Origin of the sequence: Janibacter massiliensis, from assembly GCF_900289115.1 — a bacterium.
GTDB classification, from domain to species: domain Bacteria; phylum Actinomycetota; class Actinomycetes; order Actinomycetales; family Dermatophilaceae; genus Janibacter_A; species Janibacter_A massiliensis.
Genome location: NZ_LT985196.1, coordinates 326381 through 350149, shown reverse-complemented (window position 1 = coordinate 350149; position 23769 = coordinate 326381). Strand labels below are relative to the sequence as shown.

Below are 23769 nucleotides of genomic sequence, written 5' to 3'. Positions count from 1 at the left end.
AGTAGCGTCTTCCCCCAGCACACTCGGCCCGGGCCACCCGTCGGCCGGCCGTCCACGAGCAGGAGGTACCGGGGTCCGCCCGGGAACCACATGAAACCCGCCAAGGTCTTCCGCACGCCGCTGTTCTGGTTCGCGCTCATCGCGATTACCGCGGGTCTCTTCTTCTTCTACGACGGCTCCGGCGGCTACCAGCGGGTCGACACCTCGGCGGCGGAGACGCTCATCCGCGAGGACAAGGTCGACAAGGCCGAGTTCACGAGCGACAACGTCCTCCAGCTCGACCTCAAGGACGGCGAGACCTACTCCGACGGCGAGAACGTCAAGGATGCGCAGAAGGTGCGCACCGAGTACGTCGACGCGCGCGCTCCGCAGCTGGTGCGGCTCGTCGACCAGCACGTCGACGGCGTGCGCAACGACCGGATCGAGCACCCGAGCATCGTCGGGACGCTCCTGCTCAACCTTCTGCCGCTCCTGCTGTTCGTCGGCCTCTTCTTCTTCCTGATGTCGCAGGCCCAGGGCGGCGGCAACCGGGTCATGCAGTTCGGCAAGTCGAAGGCCAAGCTCGCGAGCAAGGACATGCCGAAGGTGACCTTCGCCGACGTCGCCGGTGCGGACGAGGCGGTCGAGGAGCTGCACGAGATCAAGGAGTTCCTCGCCGACTCGAGCAAGTTCCACGCCGTCGGCGCGAAGATCCCCAAGGGCGTCCTGCTCTACGGCCCGCCCGGCACCGGCAAGACGCTCCTCGCGCGCGCGGTCGCCGGCGAGGCGGGCGTGCCCTTCTACTCGATCTCCGGCTCGGACTTCGTCGAGATGTTCGTCGGTGTCGGCGCCTCGCGCGTCCGGGACCTCTTCGAGCAGGCCAAGGCGAACGCGCCGGCCATCGTCTTCGTCGACGAGATCGACGCCGTCGGCCGGCACCGCGGCGCCGGCCTGGGTGGCGGGCACGACGAGCGCGAGCAGACCCTCAACCAGCTCCTCGTCGAGATGGACGGCTTCGACGTCAAGACCGACGTCATCCTCATCGCGGCGACGAACCGCCCCGACATCCTCGACCCGGCACTCCTGCGCCCGGGCCGCTTCGACCGGCAGATCGCGGTCGAGGCCCCCGACATGCTCGGCCGCGCCCGGATCCTCGAGGTGCACGCCCGCAGCAAGCCGATGGCCCCGGACGTCGACCTCATGGCCGTCGCCCGCCGCACGCCCGGCATGTCCGGCGCGGACCTGGCGAACGTCCTCAACGAGGCCGCGCTCCTCACGGCGCGGCTGGGCAAGCAGGTCATCGACGACTCGATCCTCGACGAGGCGATCGACCGCGTCATGGCCGGTCCGCAGAAGCGGACGCGGATCATGTCCGCCAAGGAGCGGAAGATCACCGCCTACCACGAGGGCGGTCACGCGCTCGTCGCCGCGGCGATGAACCACACCGACCCGGTGAGCAAGGTGACGATCCTTCCGCGCGGCCGGGCGCTGGGCTACACGATGGTCCTGCCGACGGACGACAAGTACTCGACGACGCGCAACGAGATCCTCGACCAGCTCGCGTACGCCCTCGGCGGGCGCGTCGCGGAGGAGATCATCTTCCACGACCCGACGACGGGCGCGGCGAACGACATCGAGAAGGCCACCGCGATGGCCCGCAAGATGGTCACCGAGTTCGGCATGTCCGAGCGGGTCGGTGCCATCAAGCTCGGTCAGTCCCAGGGCGAGGTCTTCCTCGGCCGCGACATGGGCCACCAGCGCGACTACTCCGAGCACGTCGCGCGCATCGTCGACGAGGAGGTGCGCTCCCTCATCGAGGCCGCGCACGACGAGGCGTGGCACGCCCTCAACGACAACCGGGACGTCCTCGACCGTCTCGTCCTCGAGCTGCTCGAGCACGAGACGCTCAACCAGAAGGAGATCGCCGAGATCTTCCGCGACGTCCGCAAGCGCCCCCTGCGCGAGACGTGGCTCTCGAGCGAGCGGCGCCTGCTGTCCGACAAGCCCCCGGTGCTCACCCCGGCCGAGGAGGCGGCGCTCGCCGGTGGCGGCACCGTTCCGACCGGGCCGCTCGGTGGCACCCCCCTCCCCCCGCCGGGGGCGAACGCGCCGGCGGGCGCGACGCTCACCCCGGGCGACCCGGGGATGCGGCAGGCCATCGACGACGCCGCCCGTGGCGGGGCCAGCCCGTACGCGGAGGACCTCGGCGGCGAGCCCGACCGGGTCGCGCCGATCCCGCCCGACGGCCAGGTGGACCCGGATGGGCCCCGCTGACCCGGGAGCGGACGCGGCGCACGAGGTCGACACGGCCCAGCAGGTCGACACGGCGCGGGAGGTCGACCTGCCGCGCATCGAGGCGGCCGTCCGGGAGATCCTCCTGGCCGTCGGCGAGGACCCCGACCGTGACGGTCTGCGGGACACCCCGGCCCGGGTCGCCCGCTCCTACGCGGAGATCTTCGCGGGGCTGCGCGCCGACCCGGCGGAGGTTCTCTCCACGACCTTCGAGATCGAGCACGACGAGCTCATCGTGGTCCGGGACATCGAGCTGTACAGCGTGTGCGAGCACCACCTCGTGCCCTTCCACGGCGTCGCCCACGTCGGGTACATCCCCGCGCCGAACGGTCGGGTGACCGGCCTGAGCAAGATCGCCCGGCTCGTCGAGCTGTACGCCCGCCGACCGCAGGTCCAGGAACGGCTCACGAGCCAGGTCGCCGACGCGCTCGTCCGGCACCTCGACGCGCAAGGCGTTCTCGTCGTCGTCCAGGCCGAGCACCTGTGCATGTCCATGCGCGGCATCCGCAAGCCGGGCGCCTCGACGGTCACCTCGGCCGTCCGGGGGCAGCTGCGCGACCCGGCCACGCGCGCCGAGGCGATGTCGCTCATGCTCGGGGGCCGTTCGTGACGGAGGACCTGCCCCTCCTCGAGGCAGAGTCCCAGCGGGCCCGGCGTCGCCGGCGGCGCGTCGAGCGGGAGGCCGTCCTTCAGGCGGCCCTCGCCCGCGGTGCCTCCCTGGAGGAGGCCGAGCGGGAGGTCGCCCGGGCCACGTGGGAACGCGGCCGGGCGATCGCCCGCGCGCACCGGGCCCGGGTCGATGCGGCGCAGCCGCCGAGCACCCGCCGACCGCGCCGGGAGCAGCGCGATCTCGTCGCGGCGATGGACGCCGCCTCCCGCGAGCGGGGGTCCGGCCACGGGCCCGACGGGCGGCTGCTCGATCGCTTCCTCCACCCCTCGAGGGCGCCGCGCCGGATCGCCTGGCTCGTCTACGCCATCGCCTTCCTCGACATCGTCAGCGGGACGATCCACTCCTGGCGGGTGCGGCTGTACGACGTCACGACCGCCGTCCCCGGCCTGCTCAGCGATGCCGCGGCCGCCGCCACCGTCGTCACCGGGCTGGCGCTGCTCCTGCTCGCGCACTCGCTCGGACGGCGCAAGCGGCGGGCCTGGGCGCTCGCCACCGGGCTGACCGTCGCCAGCATCCTCCTCCAGCTCGCCCACGGCCGGCAGCTCGCCCCGGTCGCCCTCGTCCTCAGCGTCGTCGGGCTCGTCCTGCTCGTGGTCTACCGCCGTCAGTTCACGGCGCAGCCTGACCCGCGCGACCGCTGGGACGCCCTCTGGACGGTCCTCACCCTCGTGCCGCTGTCGATCGCCCTCGGGTCGGCCTACCTCGCCGTCAACGACCGGGCCCTCGTCGGGGGATGGCCGGGGAGCGTGACGGTCGCCCGCCACGTGGCGCTCGGACTCGTCGGCATCGACGGGGGGTTGACGTTCGATCAGGCCCGTCACCGGACCGAGCTCGCCTCGTACGGCCTCAACCTCGGCCTCGGCGTCCTCACGCTCCTGTCCGTCGCGTGGACCTTCTTCCGCTCGGCCAACCAGCCGGCGACCCTCTCCGACGACGACGACGCCCGCATCCGCCGGCTGCTCGCGGAGCACCCCGACTCGCTCGGGTACTTCGCCACCCGCCGCGACAAGTCCGTCGTGTGGTCCGAGTCCGGCAAGGCGGGCATCTGCTACCGGGTGGTCCAGGGCGTCATGCTCGCCGGGGGCGACCCGGTCGGCGATCCCGAGGCCTGGCCGGGGGCGATCGCGGCGTTCCTCGCCGTCGCCGACGAGCACGGGTGGACCCCGGCGGTCCTCGGGTGCTCCGAGCGTGCGGGCCGGACGTGGGTGCGCGAGACCGGCTTCCAGGTCCTCGAGCTCGGGGACGAGGCGATCGTCGAGACGGGGCGCTTCGACCTCGAGGGTCGATCGATGCGCAACGTGCGGCAGATGGTCGGGCGGGTGCGACGGCTGGGGTACCGCACCCACATGTTCCGCGTCCGCGACGCCTCGGAGGAGATCCGCCGTCAGGCCGTCCGCGACGCCGCGGCGTGGCGCGGGGCGGGCACCGAGCGCGGATTCTCGATGGCCACCAGCCGGGTCCTCGACCCGCGCGACCCCGACGCGCTCGTCATCGCCGCGACGAAGGACGGCGTCACCCACGGCTTCCTCCAGTTCGCGCCCTGGGGCTCGGACGGCATGAGCCTCGACCTCATGCGGCGCTCCCGGGACGCCGCCCCGGGCATCAACGAGCTGCTCATCGTCGAGGCCCTCGAGCAGGCGCCCCGGTTCGGGATCCGGCGGGTGTCCTTGAACTTCGCGATGTTCCGCAGCACCTTCGAGCGGGGCCAGAAGCTCGGGGCCGGCCCGCTGACGAAGCTCTTCCGCGGCTCCCTCGTGTGGGGCAACCGGTGGTTCCAGCTGGAGAGCCTCTACACCTTCAACGCGAAGTTCGAGCCGGAGTGGACGCCCCGGTTCGTCGTCTACCCCCGCGTCGGGGACGTCGTCCGGGTCGGGTTCGCCATGGGCGAGGCCGAGGGCTTCCTCGTGGTCCCGCCGCTGCGGCAGCTCTTCCCGGGCCGTCGGCGCGCGGAGCCCGCGGCCACCGCGAGGGAGGTGCTCGCGCGATGAGCGATGCCGGACCCGTGCGTCGTCCCCTCGTCATGGGGATCCTCAACGTCACCCCGGACAGCTTCAGCGACGGCGGCGAGCACGCGACGACGGAGGCGGCGGTCGAGCACGGCCGGCGGCTCGTCGCGCAGGGCGCGGATCTGGTCGACGTCGGCGGCGAGTCGACCCGCCCCGGGGCGGCCCGCGTCGACGAGGCGGAGGAGCTGCGCCGGGTCGTGCCCGTCGTCGAGGCGCTCGCGGCCGAGGGGATCAAGGTGTCGATCGACACGACCCGGGCCAGGGTCGCGCGGGCCTGCGTCGGGGTCGGCGCGGGCATCGTCAACGACGTGAGCGGCGGCCTCGCGGACCCGGTGATGCCCGGGACCGTCGCCTCGCTCGACGTCCCCTTCGTCGTCATGCACTGGCGGGCGCACAGCGCGACGATGCAGAACCTCGCCGAGTACGACGACGTCGTCACCGACGTCCTCGCCGAGCTCGACGGCCGCGTCCGGGCGCTCGTCGGCGCCGGGGTCGACCCGGCACGGCTCGTCCTCGATCCCGGGATCGGGTTCTCGAAGACGGCCGAGCACAACTGGCAGCTGCTCGCCGCGCTCGACCGCTTCGTCGCGACGGGATCGCGCGTGCTCGTCGGGGCCTCCCGCAAGCGCTTCCTCGGCTCCGTCGGGCGACCGGTCGACCCCGCGACGGGCGAGGTCGCGCCGCACGACCTGCGGCCCGTCGACGCCCGGGACGTCGCGACGGCGGTCGTGTCCGCGGCGTCGATGCGCGCCGGCGCGTGGGCCGTGCGGGTCCACGACGTGCCCGCGACGGTCGACGCCTTCGACGTCACGCAGGCACTGCTGACCGCCAGCGGTGCCCGATGACGGCGCGGACGGGCGCCGACGGCGCGATGCCGGGCCTGACGACGATCGTCCTCAGCGGCGTCCGGGCCCGGGGGCACCACGGGGTGCTGCCCAGCGAGAAGGAGGCGGGCCAGGAGTTCGTCGTCGACGTGGAGTACGACGTCGACGCCGCTGCCGCCGCCGCGGCCGACGACCTCGCGCTCACCGTGAGCTACGCCGACGTCGCCGCGGAGGTCATCCAGCGGGTGCAGGACGGCGCGCTCGACCTCGTCGAGACCCTCGCGGCGCGCATTCTCGCCGACGTCGTGCGGCGACCGTTCGTCGAACGGGCCAGGGTGACGGTGCACAAGCCGCAGGCCCCGGTCGGGGTGCCCTTCGGGGACGTCTCCGTCTCGCTCGAGGCGCCGGGCCGCCACCCCGTCGTCATCGCCCTCGGCTCCAACCTCGGCGACCGCCGCGCGGTGCTGGAGGACGCGATCGCCCGCCTGTCGTCGTTCGTCACCGTCACCGGCCGGTCGGCGTTGTTCGAGACGGACCCGGTGGGCGGCGTCCCGCAGCCGGACTACCTCAACGCCGTCGTCGTCGGCACGACCGCCCTCGGTCCCACCCACCTCATGCGCCGCCTCCACGAGATCGAGGCTGCGGCCGGGCGCACGCGCGAGGTTCGCTGGGGAGCGCGCACCCTCGACCTCGACCTCGTCCAGCACGGCCACCCCGACGACCCCGCCTCGCTCGCGCTGCTCGACGGTGACCTCGTCCTGCCGCACCCGCGGGCGCACGAGCGGGCGTTCGTCCTGGTGCCGTGGCTCGACGCCGACCCGCGCGCGGCGCTCGCGACCGGCGGACGGACCCTGTCCGTCCGGGAGCTGCTCGAGGGGCTCGACGCCTCCGCGGTGCGCGCGCTCGAGGACGTCCCGTGAGGTCCGGGATCAGCGGGCGCCTGGCAGCGTGGATCGCCGCCGTCGTCGCGCTCGTCGTCGGCGTCGTGTGGCACCTGCTCCTCCGGCAGGGGACCATCCCCGGCCGGGTGCCGTGGATGACGATCCTCTTCCACCTCGGTGCCGCCGGGGTCGTCGTCGGGTACGGCTGGGGCGTGCGCTCGTGGCAGCGCCGGGACGACCGGTCGGCGCCCGTCCGGCGCCGCATCGACCCCCTGCGCGCGACGCGGACCCTCGCGCTCGCGCAGGCGGCCATCCTCACCGGGTCGGTCCTCACGGGGGTGTGGGCGGGCCAGGCCCTCGCGCTGCTGCCCGACGCCGGCTTCGCCCCGTTCCGGCCGATCCTCGCCCGTGCCGCCCTCGCGGCGGGGTCGGCGTTCGTGCTTCTCGTCGCCGGCCTCGTCGTGCAGCGGTGGTGCCGGGTGCGCGCCGACGAGAACGACGACGACCCCCGCGGACCCGGCGTGGCGGTCGGCCTGGGCCCCGAGGATCTCGACCCCGCCTGACCCTCGGTCAGACCGGCTCGGCCCAGACGACCCAGTTCCCCTCGTAGTGCCCGGCGTTGATCGGCGTCGTCGGGTCGCAGGTGATGAGCCGCAGGAGCGGCCGCGGGTTCTTCCAGTCCCAGATCGTCGTGTCCTTCGGCACCTGGGTCTTGGCCATGGCCTGCGACCTCACGACCCGGAAGTCGACCGACCTGCCGGATGCGTCGCGCACCGACACCCGGTCCCCGGCCGTTGCTTGCGGGAGGTTCCAGAAGACGTCGGGCCGGCCGCCCTGGTCGACGTGTCCGACGAGGATCGAGGCCCCCGGCTCGCCGGGCCTGGGCCATCCGCGCTCGGCGTACCAGCCCGCGGTGCCCGCCGGGGGCGCGAGCTCGCCCCCGGCCGCCAGGTAGGTCGGGACCACTCCGGTGTCCACGAGGACCCGACCGCCTCGCGCGGTCACCGTGACGTTCCCGGGCGTCACGGCGATCGTGGCTCCGGTGGCGGCCGACGCCGTGCGACGATCCCCGGTGGCGGGGTCGACCGCCCGGCTGCGCGCCGTGCGGGTCGGTGCCGTGGACGTCGACGTCGAGGGTGGGGACGCCTCGATCTCCGACGGCGCGACGTACGTACCCGGGGTGGGGGTGCCCCCGCCCTCGGCGGCTCGGTACGCCACCACGTTGGCGAGCGTCAGCCCGACGATGGTGGCGACGACGGCCAGCCAGCCGAGGCGAGCCGACGAGCGACGCCGTCGGCTCGCCTCCGCGCGCGTGACCGGGACGCCGGGCCGTCCATCGGGGTCCACGTCGGTGGTCGTCGCATCATGCTCGCGGTGGCGAGCGCGAGACGGGGTCAGTGCGCGGCGTCCTTGCGGCGGCGGCTGGCGGCGCCGAGCAGACCACCGGCCACGAGGCTGCCGGCCGCGGCGAACCCGCCGAGCACGAGGTACCCGTCACCGTCGGCGCCGGAGCCGGTGTTCACCACGGAAGGCGTGGGCGGAGCTGCTTCCGCGCCGCCGTCCTGGGGCGTCTCGGTCGGCTGGTCGGTGGGCGCCGCGGCGGGCTCGTCCGTCGGCTCGGGCGCGGGCTCGTCCCCCGGCTCGGGCGCGGGCTCGGGCGCGGGCGCCGGCTCGTCCACCGGCGCAGCCTCGACGGTGAAGGCGCCGATCGAGGCGTCCGCGGACGTGTTCGTGCAGCGGAGCTTGATGTTCGTCTTGTAGTTCGTGCCGTCCGCGCTCGAGAAGCCCCGGATGAAGCCCGTGAAGTCGCCGACCTCGATCGCGAGCTCACCCTCCGTCGTCGGGGTGAAGCTCTCGGTCGACCCCGAGGCGGTGACGTCGAAGTCACCGGAGGCGGGCACGAGCGTGACCGGGGCCGTGAGCGGGGCCTTGACGGTCGTGTCCCCGACGAGGACGTCGGCGCTCGTCACGATGCCGTCCTTGTTCAGGTCGACGGCGGCCGTCGCCGTCTCGGCGTCGGGCGCGTCGACGGACCGGACGGCCAGGAGGTCGTAGAGCGCGACGCGACGGTCGTCGGGGATGGTCACGACCGCCTGGACCGGGACCCGGGGAGCCGCCGTGCCGACCTGGAGCGGCGTGCTCGGGATGTCGGCCGTCACCGACACCTTCACCGTGCTGTTGCCCGCGTCACCGACCCCGAGCACGTCGAAATTGCAGTCGTAGGTGAGGTCCTTCGTGACCTGGTCGGCGTGCGCGGGCGAGGCCGCGCCGGCGACGGCGATGCTCGACGCGGCGAGCGTCAGGACGGTGGCGCCGATCGCGGACGTGGGGCGGCGAAAGCTCATCAGGATCCCTCCGAGGGAAGCATTACTCACGGGTAATGACGAGGACCCTAGGGCAGGGAGGCGCGAGGGACAACCCCCCGGGCATGATGGGACGGTGAGCGAGCACGCGACCGGCCGGGCCCACCGGGTCCCCGCCCGACTCCGGGTCGGCGTCGTCGGGGCCGGGCGGGTCGGGGCCGTGCTCGGGGCCGCCCTGCGGGTCGCCGGGCACGACGTCGTCGCCGTGTCGGCCGTGTCCGAGGCCTCGCGCACCCGGGCCGAGGCCCTGCTGCCGGGGGTGCCGGTCCGCACCGCCGACGAGGTCGTCGCGGACGCCGACCTCGTCCTCCTCGCCGTGCCGGACGACGTCCTCGCCGACCTCGTCGCCGGCCTGGTGGCCACGGGCGCCCTGGGGGAGGGTCGGATCCTCGTCCACACCTCCGGGCGTCACGGCCTGGCGCCGTTCGACCCCGCGGGGGCGCTCGGCGTCGTCGGTCTCGCGCTGCACCCGGCGATGACGTTCACGGGCACCTCCCTCGACCTGGAGCGGCTGCGTGGTTGCCCGTTCGGGATCACCTGCGCGGGGGACCTGCGACCGGTCGCGGAGGCGCTCGTGCTCGAGATGGGCGGCGAGCCGGTCTGGGTGCCCGACGCCGAGCGGATCAGCTACCACGCCGCGCTCGCCCACGGCTCGAACCACCTCGTCACCCTCGTCGCGCAGGCGATGGAGATCCTCCGCGGGACGGGCATCGAGGACCCGGCGACGATGCTCCGGCCGCTGCTGTCCGCGAGCCTCGACAACGCCCTGAGGGCCGGCGATGCCGCGCTCACCGGTCCCGTCGCCCGCGGCGACGCCGGCACCGTCGCCGACCACCTCGCCGCGCTCACGCAGGAGTCGCCCGACATCCGCGCGACCTACCTGGCCCTGGCCCGGGCGACGGCCCGCCGCGCGGGGTCGGCGGGCCGCCTGCCGGGCCCCGCTGCGGACGAGCTCCGGCGCGTGCTCGACGCGGCGGACGACGACGCCGGCGCCGGGATGGGGGAGACTTCCGCACCGTGACCCCGAACGAGCCGGTCGTCGCCCGGACCCGCGACGAGATGAAGGCCGCCCGCGCCGCGATCGAGCCGGCCGCCGGCGGCGAGGTCGCGGTCGTCATGACGATGGGCGCGCTCCACGAGGGCCACGCCACCCTCATCCGCACCGCCCGGGAGCGGGCCGAGCAGGTCATCGTCACGATCTTCCTCAACCCCCTGCAGTTCGGGCCCAAGGAGGACCTCAGCCGCTACCCGCGCACCTTCGACGCCGACCTGGCGCTGTGTCGCCGCCAGGGCGTCGACCTCGTCTTCGCCCCGACCCCGGACGTCGTCTACCCCGACGGTGACCCCGGCGTGCGGGTCAGTGCCGGCCCGCTCGGCGACGTGCTCGAGGGAGCCTCGCGCCCGGGTCACTTCGACGGGGTGCTCACCGTCGTCGCCAAGCTCATGCACCTCACCGGTGGGACCGCGTTCTACTTCGGCCAGAAGGATGCGCAGCAGCTGCTCCTCATCCGCCGGATGGTCCGCGACCTCGACTTCCCGGTGCGGGTGGTGTCGGTCCCGACCGTGCGGGAGGACGACGGGCTCGCGATGAGCAGCCGCAACACCTATCTCTCCGAGGCCGACCGCGAGGTGGCGCTGTGCCTGTCCCGGGCGCTCGCGGCCGGCGCCGCGGCTGCCGCCGAGGGCCCCTCCGCCGTCCGGCGCGCGGCCCGCGCGGTGCTCGTGGCCGAGCCGCTGGCCCTCGTCGACTACCTCGTCCTCGTCCACCCGACGACCCTCAAGGACGTGCCCGAGTGGTACAGCGGCGAGGCCCTGCTCGCCGTCGCCGCGAAGGTCGGCACGACCCGGCTCATCGACAACCGTCCGATGCTCCTGGGGCCAGGGGGCGGCCCGCTCGAGGTCTTCGACGGAACCGGCGCCTGACGGCCGGCGGACCGACGGCGTCGGCGTCGGACGGTCGCGCCCGCATCGTTACCCTTGGGCCCCGTGACCGAGCCGAACGCGACCGCCCCCGACGAGAACGACCTGCCCGAGCAGCTGCGGGTCCGGCGGGAGAAGCGCGACCGGATCCTCGCCACCGGCGGCGAGGCCTATCCCGTCACCGTCGGGCGCACCCACACCCTCGCCGCGGTCCGCGAGCGCTGGGGCCACCTCGAGACGGGGGAGGAGACGCAGGACGTCGTCGCCGTCGCCGGACGCGTGATCTTCGTCCGTACGACGGGCAAGCTCGCGTTCGCCACCCTCCAGGAGGGCATCGGCACCCGGCTGCAGGTCATGCTCTCGCTCGCGGAGGTCGGCGAGGAGGCCCTCGCCCGGTTCAAGACCGACGTGGACCTGGGCGACCACATCGCCGTCACCGGCCGGGTCATCTCCTCCCGTCGCGGCGAGCTGTCGGTCATGGCGACGAGCTGGGTCATGGCGAGCAAGGCGCTGCGGCCCCTGCCGGTCATGCACAAGGACCTCTCGGAGGAGGCGCGGGTCCGGCAGCGGTACGCCGACCTCGTCGTCCGCCAGGAGTCGCGCGACATGGTGCGGACGAAGGGCGCGATCCTCGCGGCGATCCGGCACGAGCTCGAGCGCCAGGGTTATCTCGAGGTCGAGACCCCGATCCTCCAGCTCGTCCACGGTGGCGCAGCGGCCCGTCCGTTCAACACCCACATGAATGCTTTCGACCAGCCGATGTCGCTGCGGATCGCACTCGAGCTCAACCTCAAGAAGGCGGTCGTCGGCGGGGTCGATCGCGTCTACGAGATGGGCCGCATCTTCCGCAACGAGGGCGTGGACGCCACGCACAGCCCCGAGTTCACGATGCTCGAGGCCTATCAGGCGTACGGCGACCAGCACACGATCGCCCGTCTCCTGCAGGACGTCATCCTCGCCGCGGCCGATGCGTTCGGCTCGCGCCGGATCGAGACGCCGGCGGGCACGATCGACCTCGACGGGGACTGGCGCTGGCTCAAGGTCTACGACGGCATCTCCGAGGCGGTCGGGGAGACGATCACCGTCGACACGCCCGCCACCCGGCTGCGGGAGATCGCGGCGGAGCGCGGCGTGGAGATCGACCCGACGTGGGACGGCGAGAAGATCGCCCTCGAGCTCCTCGGCGAGCTCGTCGAGCCCGGGCTGATCCAGCCGACGTTCCTCTACGACTACCCCGCCTCGGCGCAGCCGCTGGCCCGCCGCCACCGCAGCGAGCCCGGGCTCATCGAGGCGTGGGACCTCATCATCGGCGGGGTCGAGCGTGGCACCGGGTTCTCCGAGCTCATCGACCCCGTCATCCAGCGCCAGGTGCTCACCGAGCAGTCCCTCAAGGCGGCCGCCGGCGATCCCGAGGCGATGCAGCTCGACGAGGACTTCCTCACCGCCCTGGAGCTCGGTGCCCCGCCGATGGGTGGGCTCGGGTGCGGCATCGACCGGCTCGTCATGCTCTTCACGGGCGCGAGCATCCGCGAGACGATCCTCTTTCCCCACCTGAAGCCCACGAGTAGGAGCTGATCGAGATGTCGCAGGTCTGGCCCTACCTCGCCGCGATCCTCCCGACGATCGGGGTTGCGATCCTCTTCTGGATCGTCATCAAGAACCTCATCACCGCCGATCGGAACGAGCGCGCAGCGCAGGCGCGGTGGGAGCGCGAGAACCCGGGCAGGAATTTTGCCGACGAGCACTCGCCGGATTCCGAGAAGCGCCCGCGGCGCTGACGGGCGCGCCATGCTTCGAGCCCCGTGGATGACCGGGTGGAATTGTTTCGGGAGTTTTTTCCTGCGCGCGCCTGAGATATCCTGAGCGCAGCGGTCCGGAATGCCGTTCCGCATTACCACCAAGAAGGGTCGAAAATTCATGGCGCAGAAGGTTCAGGTTCTCCTCGTCGACGACATCGACGGAAGCGACGCGGACGAGACCGTGACGTTCTCCCTCGATGGCGTCTCCTACGAGATCGACCTCACCGATGCCAACGCCCAGAAGCTGCGGGACGACCTGTCGACGTGGATCGGGCACGCCCGTCGCGCCGGCGGGCGGAAGACGACCAGCCGCTCCACCACGGCCCGCCGGACGAGCAACGCCAGCAGCAGCGCTGACCTGACGAAGGTCCGCGAGTGGGCCCGCTCGAACGGCTACGAGGTCTCCGACCGCGGCCGCATCAAGGCCGACATCCAGGCGGCCTACGACAAGGCGCACGCCTGATCGACGCGGTCGATCCGCGCACCGCGGCCCCGGCGCAGCTGGCTCGTCTTCGCGACGAGTGGGCGGCCGGGGCCCGTGCATGGGCGGGTGATCCGCTGCCCAAGGGGCTCGCGGACACGACCGTCCTCATGCTCCTGCTCGACGCGGCCGCCGCGCCGTGGATCGCCCGCTCCCTGGCCGGTGACCGGTCGGCCGAGCGCCGGTACGAGGACTCGCTCGCCGGGCTCCTCGATCGGTTCCCGGCCCGCCACCCGATGGGGCCGCACCGGCGCTGGTGCCTCGTCCGCGATGCGTGGGCGCTCGCCGAGCACCGCGCCCGCACGGCCCGCGGCGAACGTCTCCCGCCCCCGGCCCGGCCGACGTGCTGCCTCCTCGTGCGGGTTCCCGGATGCACGGAGTGCGCCGGCTGCCCCCGCTAGGGCGCGAGATCCGCGAGGAGATCGCCGTGCTTCTCGAGCCGCGGCGGCAGGTCCCACACGAGCACCTGCTCGAACCGCCCGCCGTCGGCGCCGGTCTCGACCTCCTCCCACGTCCGCGGGGTCGCCACGCACGGCAGCTCCCGTCCGCGCAGCGCGTAGGGGGTGATCGTCGTCTTCGCCGCGACGTTCTGGCTCCAGTCGAGGAGCACCTTCCCGGGCCGGATCGACTTCGTCATCGACGAGACGACGAGCTGCGGCATCGAGCCGACGAGCTCGCCGGCCAGGGTCTTGGCCAGGTCCCGCACCTGGTCGCTCGTGAGGTCGCCGCCGAGCGCCGCGTACAGCTGCATGCCCTTGCTGCCGCTCGTGACGGGGTGCAGCTCCATCCCCAGGCCGCCGAGGCGCTCCCGGACCGCGAGGGCGACGGTCGCGCACTCGAGCAGGCCCGCGCCGGTGCCGGGGTCGAGGTCGATGACGAGACGGTCGGGGTTGCGGCGTTCACCGGTCTCCCGGTCCACGCGCCACTGCGGGACGTGGAGCTCGATCGCGTTGAGGTTGACCAGGTAGCTGAGGGCCGCGACGTCGTCGACGTGGGGGTAGGTGACGTCGTCGATCCGCGTGCGCGGGAGCCAGTCGGGCGCACCGGCGGGGACGTTCTTCTCGAAGAACCCCTCGGAGCCGACGCCGTGCGGCCAGCGGACCCGGGTGACCGGTCGGTCGCGCAGGTGGGGCAGGAGCAGCGGGGCGACGGCGGCGTAGTGCGCGAGGACCTCGCCCTTGGTCGTCTCCGTCGCGGGGAAGAGGACCTTCGACAGGCTCGTCAGGCGCAGGGTGCGTCCGTCGACGACGGCGCGGGTCACCTCGGGCTGGTCGACCACGGCCGCTCCGCTCAGGACCTGCCGGACGCCAGGCGCCCGGGCGTGAGGTCAGGCCGGACCCCGAGGAAGGTCGGCTGTCGCAGCCTGCCGGAGTCGGCGTGGCCGAGCGCGCGGAGCTCGACGACGAGCTCCGGAGTCACCCACGTCGCGCCGGCGGCATCGACCCGCGGCACGTCGTCGGAGAACGGGGAGGCCTCGCGCACCAGCGGCTCGAGCGCGGCCGTGAGTCGCTCTGCGGCGGCGCCCGAGACACCCGACCCGACCCGACCCGCGTAGCGCCAGCCGCCCGCCCCGTCGGGCTGGCCGACGAGGAGCGCCCCGATCCGTCCCGAGCCGTTCGACTCGGGCCGCCAACCCCCGACCACGGCCGACACGGTGAGGCGGTGGGCCGACTTCACCCAGTCCCCGCTGCGCCGTCCCGGCAGGTAGGGCGCGGAGCGCCGCTTGCTGACGACTCCCTCGAGCCCGGACTCCCGGGTGGCCTCGAAGAGCGCCGCGCCGTCGTCGTGGACCTGCGGCACCTGGCAGTGCAGCCCGTCGAGGTCGAGGGCCTCGAGCAGCCTGCGGCGGTCGGTCCACGGCAGGTGGGTCACCCCGGTCCCCGCGACCCGCAGGACGTCGAACACCATGAACGTCACGGGGCGGGTCGCGGCCAGGCGCTCGGCCCGCCCGCGGTCGCGCACATGCATCCGGTCGGCGAGCGCGGCGAACGACGGGGCACCGTCCCGCAGCGCGATGACCTCGCCGTCGAGGAGGACGTCGTCGGCGACGCGGCAGAGCGAGCGCAGCTCGGGAAAGGTGTCGGTGACGTCGCGCCCGGACCGGGAGAGCAGCCGCACGGCGCCGTCGTGGACGTCCGCGAGGAGCCGCATCCCGTCCCACTTGACCTCGTGCACCCACTCGCGGCCCGTGGGCACCCCCTCGCCCGCGATCGCGAGCATCGGCTCCGCGGCGGGGCGGGCGTCGTCGGCCATGCACCCATCCTGCCGCAGCGAGGGTGCGACGATGGGGCTCCGGGCGCCGACGTGGGTCGGTGCGGCGACGGAGGGAAGCACCGTGCGACCGATCTGGAAGGGCGCCGTCTCGTTCGGGCTCGTCAACGTGCCCGTCCGCCTGTACAGCGCGACGGAGAACCACGACGTGCAGTTCCGCCAGGTGCACCGCGAGGACGGCGGGCGCATCAAGTACCAGCGGGTGTGCTCCGTCGACGGCGAGCAGGTCGCCTACGAGGACATCGCCAAGGGGTACGAGACCGAGGACGGGAGGATGGTCGTCCTCACCGACGAGGACCTCAAGGAGCTGCCGGTCCGCTCCTCGAAGGAGATCACCGTCGAGAAGTTCGTCCCGCGCGAGCAGATCGACCCGATCTACTTCGACAAGACGTACTACCTCCAGCCCGACCAGTCGGCGATGAAGGCGTACGTCCTGCTGCGCGACGCGCTCGTCGGCGAGGACCGGATCGCCGTCGCGACGGTGTCGATCCGCACGCGGCAGACGATGGCCGTGCTCCGGGTGCGCGAGGACGCGATCGTCCTGCAGACGATGCTGTGGCCGGACGAGGTGCGGGCGACCGACGAGCTCGGCGACCTCGACGAGGACGTCCACGCCAGCGACAAGGAGCTGGCGATGGCCAAGGTCCTCATCGAGCAGCTCGCGGGTGACTACGACCCGAGCGAGTACGAGGACGAGTACGAGGCGGCTGTGAAGGAGCTCGTCGAGACCAAGCTCGAGGGCGGCGAGGTGCGAGCCCCGGCCGAGAGCGAGGAAGCCGGCGGGGAGGTCGTCGACCTGCTCGCGGCGCTGGCGAAGTCGGTCGAGAAGGCGAAGGCCGCCCGCGGCGAGGCCCCGGACGGCGCAGGAGAGTCGGACGACGCGGGGGAGTCGGACGACCACGCCGACGAGGCACCCCGGAAGACTGCCGCGAAGAAGACGACCGCGAAGAAGACGGCGGCGAAGAAGACGACCGCGAAGAAGGCGGCGACCAAGAAGACAGCGACCAAGAAGACGGCCCCGAAGAAGGCGAGCTGAGGTCCGGGGGAGGATCACCCCCATGCCCGAAGGCCACACCCTCCACCGGCTCGCCCACGATCTCGACGACGCCTTCGCCGGGACCGCGCCGCGGGCCTCGTCACCCCAGGGCCGGTTCGAGGACGGGGCGGCGCTCCTCGACGGCCGGGCCTGGCGCGGTGCGTCCGCGTGGGGCAAGCACCTCTTCGTCGCGTTCGACGGCGATCTCGTCCTCCACGTCCACCTCGGGCTGTACGGGAAGTTCCACGTCCATGCCGGTGACTACGCCGCGACGGGGGCGCCCGATCCGGTCGGGCAGGTCCGCCTGCGGCTGCTCACCGCCGACCGGCTCGCCGAGCTGCGCGGTGCGACGGCGTGCGAGGTGCTCACCCCCGCGGAGGCGGAGGCGATCCAGGCCCGGCTCGGGCCCGACCCCCTCCGCCCGCTCGACGAGCTCAACGACCCCGAGCGGGCGTGGCACCGCGTGCACCGCAGCCGGACGGCGATCGGGCCGCTGATCATGGATCAGGCCGTCCTTGCCGGGGTGGGGAACGTCTACCGCAGCGAGGTGCTCTTCCGGCACCGGCTCGACCCGGCGAAGCCCGGCTCCGCCCTGCGCGAGGACCGGTGGCGGGCGGTGTGGGACGACCTCGTGCGGCTCATGCCGATCGGCGTCGCGACGGGCCGGATCCTCACGGTCGAGGAGGACGTCGTCGCCGCGGAGGCCGCGCTCGCGGCGGGTGAGCCCGTCCCCGTGCCCGACCCGCTCGTGCCGTACGTCTACAAGCGGACGGGGGAGGCGTGCTTCGTCTGCGGGTCGCGGGTGCGCACCGCGGTCGTCGCCGGCCGCAACCTGTTCTGGTGCGGTCGCTGCCAGCGCCGCTGACGGCTGTTCGCCGGGGGCGTAACCGGGGCGTGCGGAGCCGCGGAACATCGGGCCGCCGGGTCGGCGTTGACCCCCGCAGGACGGGAGCAGGGCCCGCACCACCGGTGCGACGTCCGACCCCGTGACTAGCATCGACGGCACGTCGCTCGGTCCGCCGCAGCGCCGCGACCAACGGAGGAGCACGCATGTTCGAAAGGTTCACCGACCGCGCCCGCCGCGTCGTCGTCCTCGCCCAGGAGGAGGCGCGGCTGCTCAACCACAACTACATCGGGACCGAGCACATCCTCCTCGGCCTCATCCACGAGGGCGAGGGTGTCGCGAGCAAGGCGCTCGAGGGCCTGGGCATCTCGCTGGAGTCGGTCCGCGAGCAGGTGCAGGAGATCATCGGCCAGGGCCAGCAGGCGCCCTCGGGCCACATCCCGTTCACGCCGCGCGCGAAGAAGGTCCTCGAGCTGTCGCTGCGCGAGGCGCTCCAGCTCGGCCACAACTACATCGGCACCGAGCACATCCTCCTCGGCCTCATCCGCGAGGGCGAGGGCGTGGCCGCGCAGGTCCTCGTCAAGCTCGGGGCGGACCTGGGCAGCGTGCGCCAGCAGGTGCTCCAGCTCATCTCCGGCTACCAGGGCGGCAAGGAGGGCGCGACCGCCGGCGTCGGCGCCGGTGGCGCCGCCGAGGGCACGCCCGCCGGCTCGCTCGTGCTCGACCAGTTCGGCCGCAACCTCACCCAGGCCGCCCGCGACGGCTCGCTCGACCCGGTCATCGGGCGCGAGAAGGAGATCGAGCGCGTCATGCAGGTCCTCTCGCGCCGGACGAAGAACAACCCGGTCCTCATCGGTGAGCCCGGCGTCGGCAAGTCCGCCGTCGTCGAGGGCCTCGCGCAGGACATCGTCGCCGGGGACGTGCCCGAGCCACTGAAGGACAAGCAGGTCTACACCCTCGACCTCGGCTCGCTCGTGGCCGGCAGCCGGTACCGCGGTGACTTCGAGGAGCGCCTGAAGAAGGTCCTCAAGGAGATCAAGACCCGCGGCGACATCATCATCTTCATCGACGAGATCCACACCCTTGTCGGTGCGGGCGCCGCCGAGGGTGCGATCGACGCCGCGAGCATCCTCAAGCCGATGCTCGCCCGCGGCGAGCTCCAGACGATCGGCGCGACGACGCTCGAGGAGTACCGCAAGCACATCGAGAAGGACTCCGCGCTCGAGCGCCGGTTCCAGCCGATCCAGGTCGACGAGCCCTCGATCGCCCACGCGATCGAGATGCTCAGGGGTCTGCGCGACCGCTACGAGGCGCACCACAAGGTGACGATCACCGACGCCGCGATCGTCGGCGCCGTGACGATGGCCGACCGCTACGTCAACGACCGCTTCCTGCCGGACAAGGCGATCGACCTCATCGACGAGGCCGGCGCGCGCCTGCGGATCCGCCGCCTCTCGGCCCCGCCGGAGCTGAAGGCGATGGACGAGCGCATCGCCGAGGTCCGCAAGGAGAAGGAGTCGGCGATCGACAGCCAGGACTTCGAGGGTGCCGCCCGCCTGCGGGACCAGGAGAAGACGCTCATCGAGGAGAAGGCGAAGCGCGAGGAGGAGTGGAGGAACGGAGACCTCGACGTGGCCGCGGTCGTCGACGAGGAGGTCATCGCCGAGGTCCTCGCCGCCTCGACCGGCATCCCCGTCTTCAAGCTCTCCGAGGAGGAGAGCAGCCGGCTGCTCAACATGGAGGCCGAGCTCCACAAGCGGGTCGTCGGCAACGACGAGGCGATCAAGGCGCTCTCCCAGGCGATCCGCCGCACTCGTGCCGGTCTTAAGGACCCGCGCCGCCCCGGTGGTTCGTTCATCTTCGCCGGCCCGACGGGCGTGGGTAAGACCGAGCTCGCGAAGGCGCTCGCCGAGTTCCTCTTCGGCGACGAGGACGCGCTCATCACGATGGACATGTCCGAGTTCGCCGAGAAGCACACGGTCAGCCGGCTCTTCGGCTCGCCGCCCGGGTACGTCGGGTACGACGAGGGCGGTCAGCTCACGGAGAAGGTGCGCCGCAAGCCGTTCTCGGTCGTCCTCTTCGACGAGGTCGAGAAGGCCCACCCGGAGATCTTCAACAGCCTTCTCCAGGTGCTCGACGAGGGTCGCCTGACCGACTCGCAGGGTCGCAACGTCGACTTCAAGAACACCGTCATCATCATGACGACGAACCTCGGAGCGCGCGACATCTCCAAGGGTGTCCTCGGGTTCTCGGCCGGTGCGGAATCGATGACGGAGTACGACCGGATGAAGGCGAAGGTGAACGGGGCGCTCAAGGAGCACTTCCGGCCGGAGTTCCTCAACCGGGTCGACGAGACGATCGTGTTCGCCCAGCTGACGCCGGCCGAGATCGAGAAGATCGTCGAGCTCGAGATCGCCAAGCTCGACGCGCGCCTGAAGGACAAGGACATGGGCATCGAGCTCACGACCGAGGCCAAGGCGCTGCTCGCCAAGCGCGGGTACGACCCCGTGCTCGGGGCACGGCCGCTCAAGCGGACGATCCAGCGCGAGATCGAGGACGTCCTGTCGGAGAAGATCCTCTACGGCGAGCTCGGCTCGGGGGAGATCGTCGCCGTCGGTGTCGAGGGCGAGGGCAAGGAGGCGACGTTCACGTTCGCCGGCGCCCCGAACACCTCGGCGCTCGAGATCCCGCTCGTCGAGGCGGGCGACACGTCCAGCGACTGACGTCGTTCCGTGCAGACGAACGAGGGGCGGTGACCGATCCGGTCACCGCCCCTCGTCGTGCCAGCGGGGCCGTCAGATGCCCGGAACGATGCCAGGTCGAGCGGCGCCGCGCCACCGGGAGGTCATCGGACCGCGTCGTCGGCCAAGAGCGCGTCGAGCTTCTCGTAACCCTCCTGGATGCCGGTCTCCATGCCGGAGGCGAGCATCCCCTCGCGCGCCTCGAAGGAGTCGACGAGCGACTGCGCGTGCAGGCGGGTCCAGCCGTCGCCGAGGTCCTCGAACGTCAGCGTCTCGAGCGAGACGGCGTCCGGCATGCCCTCGAACGTGAACGTCTGGACGATGCGGTCCTCGCGGACCTCGTGGAAGCACCCACGGAAGGCGTACTCCTCGGTCTCGCCCTCGGCCTCGCGGATGTTGACGAAGCGCCAGCTGCCGCCGCGGCGCGCGTCCCAGTGCTCGACACGGGTGGACAGGTCATCGCGTCCGACCCATCGGGCGTAGAGATCGGGGTCGGTGTGGGCGCCGAAGAGCTGGGCGGGGGTGGCCTCGAAGTCCCGGGTGATGCGGATGATCGGGACGTCGGGGTCGCCTTCGATGCGGGCGGTGGTCAGGCGGTCGGTCATCGTCATTCTCCTTCGGGTGCGGTGATGGTGTCGTCGGTGCGGGTCGATGGGTCGGTGTCGGCGAGGACGGCGGCGAGGCGGGACATCCGGGCCTCGGCCCGCCGCCGGTGGGTGTCCACCCACGCGGTCACTTCGCCGAGGCGCTCGGGCTCGAGGTGGACGAGGGTGCGCCGGCCCTCCTTGCGGCGGGTTACGAGCCCGGCGCCCTCGAGCACGGTGAGGTGCTTGCTCACCGCCTGCAGGCTCATCGCGTACGGGGCGGCCAGCTCGCTGACGCTTGCGCCACCGATGGTGAGGCGTGCGACGAGGTCGCGCCGCGTCGGGTCGGCGAGGGCTGCGAAGGCCAGCGAGAGCCGATCGTCGGTCACGGGCATCATCCTCAACTGTGTGGTTGATCTTCACGGTAGCCGGGGTGCAGCTAACCGTCAACTGTTCGGTTGAGTATCGCCAGAGGGTCGGGCGTCGTAGGTTGGGGGGATGAGCGAGCCCCAGGTCGTCGTGCGCCGCGCGCGCACGTCGGACGTCCGCGCGATCCGGGCCCTCGTCAAGCCGCTGTCCGAGCGTCGGGTCCTCCTCGACAAGGAGGCCGTGACGTACTACGAGGCGGTGCAGGAGTTCCGGGTCGCGGAGATCGACGGTGTCGTCGTCGGCTGCGGGGCGCTGCACGTCATGTGGGAGGACCTCGCAGAGGTCCGCACCCTGGCCGTGTCGGAGGAGCACCTGCGGCTGGGGATCGGGGGAGTCATCCTCGAACGGCTGCTCGCCGACGCGCGTGAGCTCGGCGTCCGCCGGATCTTCTGCCTGACCTTCGAGGTCGACTTCTTCTCGCGGCACGGCTTCCATGAGATCGAGGGGCAGGCCGTCGAGCCGGCGGTGTACATCGAGCTCCTGCGCTCGTACGACGAGGGTGTCGCCGAGTTCCTCGATCTCGAGCGGGTCAAGCCGAACACCCTGGGCAACTCCCGGATGCTCCTCGAGCTCTGAGCCGGGGTCAGCGGGGGAGGCGGTACGCGGCGCCGTCGTCGGTCGGCTCGACGAGACCGTCCTCGACGAGCGCCGCGAGGCACCGGTCGACCTTCGTGGCGTCGTCGGGCCAGGTGGAGGCGAGAGCAGCGCGGGTCACCGGGTCCGGGGACTCGCGCAGGGCCTGGACGATGCGGCCGCGCACCTGCCGGTCGGTGCCCGCCCACGCCTGACCACGCCGCGGGGGCCCGTCGTAGGCCGGGCGCCCGGCGGCCACCCACGCGCAGCGGTCGAGGACCGGGCACCGGTCGCACTTCGGCGCCCGCGCCGTGCACACCAGCGCGCCGAGCTCCATGACGGCCACGTTCCACCGGTTGGCCCGAGTGATGTTCTCGTCGGTCGTGCCGGTCGGCATCGAGGCCGCGGCGAGCCGGGACTCGGCGACGGTGAGGGCCGGGGCGGCGTGCTCGGCGCCCGTGACCGCCCGCGCGAGGACGCGCCGGACGTTGGTGTCGACCACTGGCACGGGGATCTGGTGCGTGAAGGAGGAGACGGCCGCGGCGGTGTACGCCCCGACGCCGGGCAGCGCGAGCAGCTCGTCGTGACCCCTCGGGACCTCACCGCCGTGGTCGCGCACCATCGCCGTCGCCGCCTCGTGCAGCCGGAGGGCGCGGCGGGGGTAGCCGAGCCGACGCCAGGCGCGCACGGCCTCGCCGGGGGAGTCGGCCGCGAGGTCGGCAGGCGTCGGCCACCGCTGCATCCACTCGCGCCACACCGGCTCGACGCGGTGCAGGGGGGTCTGCTGGGACATCACCTCGGAGAGGAAGACGCCCCACGCCGAGCAGTCGGGGTCACGCCACGGGAGCTCGGTACGTCCGTGCCGGTCGAACCATGCGAGGACGGGGCCGTGCAGGTGCGAAGCCGGGTTCGACTCATCGGCCCCTGCCGCGGTGGATGCCCCTGTCCTCACACGTAACGCTCGAGGATCGAGGCCTCGGCGAGCCGGGACAGGCCCTCGCGGACGATCTTCGCCCGTCCGTCCCCGACGCCCTCGACGGCCATGAGGTCGTCGATGTTCGCGGCGAGCAGCGCCTGCAGGGTCCCGAAGTGCTCGACGAGCCGGCTGACGATGGCGCCGGGCAGGCGGGGGACCCGGCTGAGCAGGCGGTAGCCGCGAGGTACGCACGGCGCGTCGAGCGCGTCACCGCCGACCTCGAACCCGAGCACCCGCACGCACTCGGCCGGGTCGACGAGCTCGGTCGCGGACAGCCGGGTGAGGGCGGCGACGGCGTCGGCGACCTCGAGCGTGGACCCCTCGGGCAGGTAGTCCTCGACGACCCACTCGATATCGTTGCCGGGGCCGGCGGTGAGCTCCTCGAGCTGGAGGGTCAGCAACCGGCCGTCGACGCCGAGGTCGGTGACGTAGCCGTTGATCTCGGCGGTGATCCGGCGGACCATCTCGAGTCGCTGCAGGACGTTGGCGACGTCACGGACGGTGACGAGGTCCTCGATCTCGAGGGCGGAGAGGTTGCTCGTCACCTCGTCCAGCCGGGACTTGTAGCGCTCGAGGGTCTGCAGGGCCTGGTTAGCGCGGGAGAGGATCGCGCTCGAGCCCTCGAGGACGTGCCGGACGCCTGCGACGTAGAGGGCGATGATCCGCATCGACTGGCTGACGGTGACGACGGGGTAGCCGGTCTGTTTCGCGACGCGCTCGGCGGTGCGGTGCCGCGTACCCGACTCGGAGGTCTCGATCGTCGGGTCGGGCACGAGGTGGGTCGCGGCCCGCACGATCCGGGTGGCGTCCTTGTCCAGGATGATCGCGCCGTCCATCTTCGCCAGCTCCCGCATGCGGGTCGCGGAGAACGGGATGTCGAGCTCGAAGCCGCCGGTGCTGATGGACTGCACCGTCTTGTCGTCGCCGAGGACGATGAGAGCACCGGTGTTGCCGCGCAGGATGCGCTCGAGCCCGTCGCGCAGCTCGGTCCCGGGCGCGACGGCGGCCTTCGTCGCCTCCAGCAGATCGGTGTCGTTCATCGTCTGTCCTGTTCTCGCGCGAGGTCGGGCGATTCCCCCTTCGCCCCGTGACCTGCGGTG

At 72.7% G+C, this 23769-nt stretch carries 24 protein-coding genes; 16 read left to right on the top strand and 8 right to left on the bottom strand.

What is annotated here, in order from left to right:
* Positions 1-90: 90 nt before the first annotated feature.
* The 6 genes from ftsH to DAA34_RS01715 are packed head-to-tail and all read left to right on the top strand — an operon-like array spanning position 91 to position 7215.
* Complete coding sequence (gene ftsH / locus DAA34_RS01740) at positions 91-2253, top strand: ATP-dependent zinc metalloprotease FtsH (protein WP_106817356.1); 2163 nt, start codon at positions 91-93, stop codon at positions 2251-2253.
* Positions 2240-2881, top strand: coding sequence for a GTP cyclohydrolase I FolE (gene folE / locus DAA34_RS01735; RefSeq protein ID WP_106817355.1), 642 nt, complete (start codon positions 2240-2242; stop codon positions 2879-2881). Before ftsH ends, folE begins: the two co-directional genes overlap by 14 nt.
* On the top strand, positions 2878-4929 hold the full coding sequence (locus DAA34_RS01730) for a phosphatidylglycerol lysyltransferase domain-containing protein (protein WP_106817354.1): 2052 nt from the start codon (positions 2878-2880) through the stop codon (positions 4927-4929). The genes folE and DAA34_RS01730 overlap by 4 nt, the downstream gene beginning before the upstream one ends.
* Positions 4926-5792, top strand: a complete 867-nt coding sequence (gene folP / locus DAA34_RS01725; RefSeq protein ID WP_199847393.1) for a dihydropteroate synthase — start codon at positions 4926-4928, stop codon at positions 5790-5792. The genes DAA34_RS01730 and folP overlap by 4 nt, the downstream gene beginning before the upstream one ends.
* Positions 5789-6691, top strand: a complete 903-nt coding sequence (gene folK / locus DAA34_RS01720) for a 2-amino-4-hydroxy-6-hydroxymethyldihydropteridine diphosphokinase (protein ID WP_234354062.1) — start codon at positions 5789-5791, stop codon at positions 6689-6691. The genes folP and folK overlap by 4 nt, the downstream gene beginning before the upstream one ends.
* Positions 6688-7215, top strand: coding sequence for a DUF3180 domain-containing protein (locus DAA34_RS01715; RefSeq protein WP_158707550.1), 528 nt, complete (start codon positions 6688-6690; stop codon positions 7213-7215). The genes folK and DAA34_RS01715 overlap by 4 nt, the downstream gene beginning before the upstream one ends.
* Before the next feature lie 7 nt (positions 7216-7222).
* Here DAA34_RS01715 and DAA34_RS01710 read toward each other — a convergent pair whose 3' ends face one another.
* Positions 7223-7999: a class F sortase gene (locus DAA34_RS01710; RefSeq protein ID WP_106817352.1), complete on the bottom strand. Its 777-nt coding sequence runs from the start codon at positions 7997-7999 to the stop codon at positions 7223-7225.
* Positions 8000-8046: 47 nt separating this feature from the next.
* Complete coding sequence (locus DAA34_RS01705) at positions 8047-8997, bottom strand: DUF6801 domain-containing protein (protein ID WP_106817351.1); 951 nt, start codon at positions 8995-8997, stop codon at positions 8047-8049.
* 94 nt (positions 8998-9091) lie between these two features.
* On the opposite strand from DAA34_RS01705, the gene DAA34_RS01700 reads away from it, so the two are divergent.
* The 6 genes from DAA34_RS01700 (at position 9092) to DAA34_RS01675 (ending at position 13616) form a co-directional block, all read left to right on the top strand.
* On the top strand, positions 9092-10036 hold the full coding sequence (locus tag DAA34_RS01700) for a Rossmann-like and DUF2520 domain-containing protein (RefSeq protein ID WP_234354061.1): 945 nt from the start codon (positions 9092-9094) through the stop codon (positions 10034-10036).
* A gap of 38 nt (positions 10037-10074) precedes the next feature.
* Positions 10075-10938, top strand: a complete 864-nt coding sequence (gene panC, locus DAA34_RS01695) for a pantoate--beta-alanine ligase (RefSeq protein WP_106819655.1) — start codon at positions 10075-10077, stop codon at positions 10936-10938.
* A gap of 63 nt (positions 10939-11001) precedes the next feature.
* Entirely contained in the window at positions 11002-12510 is a 1509-nt protein-coding gene (gene lysS / locus DAA34_RS01690) for a lysine--tRNA ligase (protein WP_106817349.1), read from the top strand.
* A 5-nt stretch (positions 12511-12515) separates the two neighbouring features.
* Positions 12516-12713 (top strand): hypothetical protein, encoded by a 198-nt coding sequence (locus tag DAA34_RS01685; protein WP_106817348.1) that lies wholly within the window; start codon positions 12516-12518, stop codon positions 12711-12713.
* Between the two features lie 139 nt (positions 12714-12852).
* The gene (locus DAA34_RS01680; RefSeq protein WP_106817347.1) at positions 12853-13197 is read left to right on the top strand and encodes a histone-like nucleoid-structuring protein Lsr2; all 345 of its coding nucleotides are present in this window, start codon (positions 12853-12855) and stop codon (positions 13195-13197) included.
* Between the two features lie 128 nt (positions 13198-13325).
* Positions 13326-13616 (top strand): hypothetical protein, encoded by a 291-nt coding sequence (locus DAA34_RS01675; RefSeq protein WP_106817346.1) that lies wholly within the window; start codon positions 13326-13328, stop codon positions 13614-13616.
* Here the strand turns inward: DAA34_RS01675 and ligD (DAA34_RS01670) are convergent.
* Together ligD (DAA34_RS01670) and ligD (DAA34_RS01665) are read right to left on the bottom strand one after the other, a co-directional pair.
* Positions 13613-14494: a non-homologous end-joining DNA ligase gene (gene ligD, locus DAA34_RS01670; protein ID WP_106817345.1), complete on the bottom strand. Its 882-nt coding sequence runs from the start codon at positions 14492-14494 to the stop codon at positions 13613-13615. The genes DAA34_RS01675 and ligD (DAA34_RS01670) overlap by 4 nt on opposite strands.
* 11 nt (positions 14495-14505) lie before the next feature.
* On the bottom strand, positions 14506-15468 hold the full coding sequence (ligD, locus tag DAA34_RS01665; RefSeq protein WP_234354060.1) for a non-homologous end-joining DNA ligase: 963 nt from the start codon (positions 15466-15468) through the stop codon (positions 14506-14508).
* 82 nt (positions 15469-15550) lie between these two features.
* Here ligD (DAA34_RS01665) and ku point away from each other — a divergent pair, with 82 nt between their 5' ends.
* The 3 genes from ku (at position 15551) to DAA34_RS01650 (ending at position 20089) form a co-directional block, all read left to right on the top strand.
* Positions 15551-16522, top strand: coding sequence for a non-homologous end joining protein Ku (gene ku, locus DAA34_RS01660; protein ID WP_106819651.1), 972 nt, complete (start codon positions 15551-15553; stop codon positions 16520-16522).
* A gap of 22 nt (positions 16523-16544) precedes the next feature.
* Complete coding sequence (locus DAA34_RS01655; protein ID WP_106817344.1) at positions 16545-17387, top strand: Fpg/Nei family DNA glycosylase; 843 nt, start codon at positions 16545-16547, stop codon at positions 17385-17387.
* 185 nt (positions 17388-17572) lie between these two features.
* Entirely contained in the window at positions 17573-20089 is a 2517-nt protein-coding gene (locus tag DAA34_RS01650; protein ID WP_106817343.1) for an ATP-dependent Clp protease ATP-binding subunit, read from the top strand.
* A 122-nt stretch (positions 20090-20211) separates the two neighbouring features.
* Here the strand turns inward: DAA34_RS01650 and DAA34_RS01645 are convergent, their stop codons facing one another.
* Both DAA34_RS01645 and DAA34_RS01640 read right to left on the bottom strand, forming a co-directional pair.
* Positions 20212-20712, bottom strand: coding sequence for an SRPBCC family protein (locus tag DAA34_RS01645; RefSeq protein ID WP_234354059.1), 501 nt, complete (start codon positions 20710-20712; stop codon positions 20212-20214).
* A 2-nt stretch (positions 20713-20714) separates the two neighbouring features.
* Positions 20715-21080: an ArsR/SmtB family transcription factor gene (locus tag DAA34_RS01640; protein ID WP_407656993.1), complete on the bottom strand. Its 366-nt coding sequence runs from the start codon at positions 21078-21080 to the stop codon at positions 20715-20717.
* A 109-nt stretch (positions 21081-21189) separates the two neighbouring features.
* Between DAA34_RS01640 and DAA34_RS01635 the strand changes: the two genes are divergently transcribed.
* Positions 21190-21696 (top strand): amino-acid N-acetyltransferase, encoded by a 507-nt coding sequence (locus tag DAA34_RS01635; protein ID WP_106817340.1) that lies wholly within the window; start codon positions 21190-21192, stop codon positions 21694-21696.
* Positions 21697-21703: 7 nt separating this feature from the next.
* On the opposite strand, the gene DAA34_RS01630 is transcribed toward DAA34_RS01635, so the two are convergent.
* Together DAA34_RS01630 and disA are read right to left on the bottom strand one after the other, a co-directional pair.
* Entirely contained in the window at positions 21704-22486 is a 783-nt protein-coding gene (locus tag DAA34_RS01630; protein ID WP_199847392.1) for an HhH-GPD family protein, read from the bottom strand.
* Between the two features lie 155 nt (positions 22487-22641).
* Positions 22642-23709 (bottom strand): DNA integrity scanning diadenylate cyclase DisA, encoded by a 1068-nt coding sequence (gene disA / locus DAA34_RS01625; protein WP_106817338.1) that lies wholly within the window; start codon positions 23707-23709, stop codon positions 22642-22644.
* Positions 23710-23769 lie beyond the last annotated feature (60 nt).

Excerpts from the sequence above, each read along its gene's own strand:
- ftsH (WP_106817356.1), top strand. The coding sequence starts at position 91 with ATGAAACCCGCCAAGGTCTTCCGCACGCCGCTGTTCTGGTTCGCGCTC.
- folE (WP_106817355.1), top strand. The coding sequence starts at position 2,240 with ATGGGCCCCGCTGACCCGGGAGCGGACGCGGCGCACGAGGTCGACACG.
- folP (WP_199847393.1), top strand. The coding sequence starts at position 4,926 with ATGAGCGATGCCGGACCCGTGCGTCGTCCCCTCGTCATGGGGATCCTC.
- folK (WP_234354062.1), top strand. The coding sequence starts at position 5,789 with ATGACGGCGCGGACGGGCGCCGACGGCGCGATGCCGGGCCTGACGACG.
- DAA34_RS01705 (WP_106817351.1), bottom strand. The coding sequence starts at position 8,997 with ATGAGCTTTCGCCGCCCCACGTCCGCGATCGGCGCCACCGTCCTGACG.
- panC (WP_106819655.1), top strand. The coding sequence starts at position 10,075 with ATGAAGGCCGCCCGCGCCGCGATCGAGCCGGCCGCCGGCGGCGAGGTC.
- DAA34_RS01685 (WP_106817348.1), top strand. The coding sequence starts at position 12,516 with ATGTCGCAGGTCTGGCCCTACCTCGCCGCGATCCTCCCGACGATCGGG.
- DAA34_RS01680 (WP_106817347.1), top strand. The coding sequence starts at position 12,853 with ATGGCGCAGAAGGTTCAGGTTCTCCTCGTCGACGACATCGACGGAAGC.
- DAA34_RS01675 (WP_106817346.1), top strand. The coding sequence starts at position 13,326 with ATGCTCCTGCTCGACGCGGCCGCCGCGCCGTGGATCGCCCGCTCCCTG.
- ligD (WP_234354060.1), bottom strand. The coding sequence starts at position 15,468 with ATGGCCGACGACGCCCGCCCCGCCGCGGAGCCGATGCTCGCGATCGCG.
- DAA34_RS01655 (WP_106817344.1), top strand. The coding sequence starts at position 16,545 with ATGCCCGAAGGCCACACCCTCCACCGGCTCGCCCACGATCTCGACGAC.
- DAA34_RS01650 (WP_106817343.1), top strand. The coding sequence starts at position 17,573 with ATGTTCGAAAGGTTCACCGACCGCGCCCGCCGCGTCGTCGTCCTCGCC.
- DAA34_RS01645 (WP_234354059.1), bottom strand. The coding sequence starts at position 20,712 with ATGACCGACCGCCTGACCACCGCCCGCATCGAAGGCGACCCCGACGTC.
- DAA34_RS01635 (WP_106817340.1), top strand. The coding sequence starts at position 21,190 with ATGAGCGAGCCCCAGGTCGTCGTGCGCCGCGCGCGCACGTCGGACGTC.
- DAA34_RS01630 (WP_199847392.1), bottom strand. The coding sequence starts at position 22,486 with ATGTCCCAGCAGACCCCCCTGCACCGCGTCGAGCCGGTGTGGCGCGAG.
- disA (WP_106817338.1), bottom strand. The coding sequence starts at position 23,709 with ATGAACGACACCGATCTGCTGGAGGCGACGAAGGCCGCCGTCGCGCCC.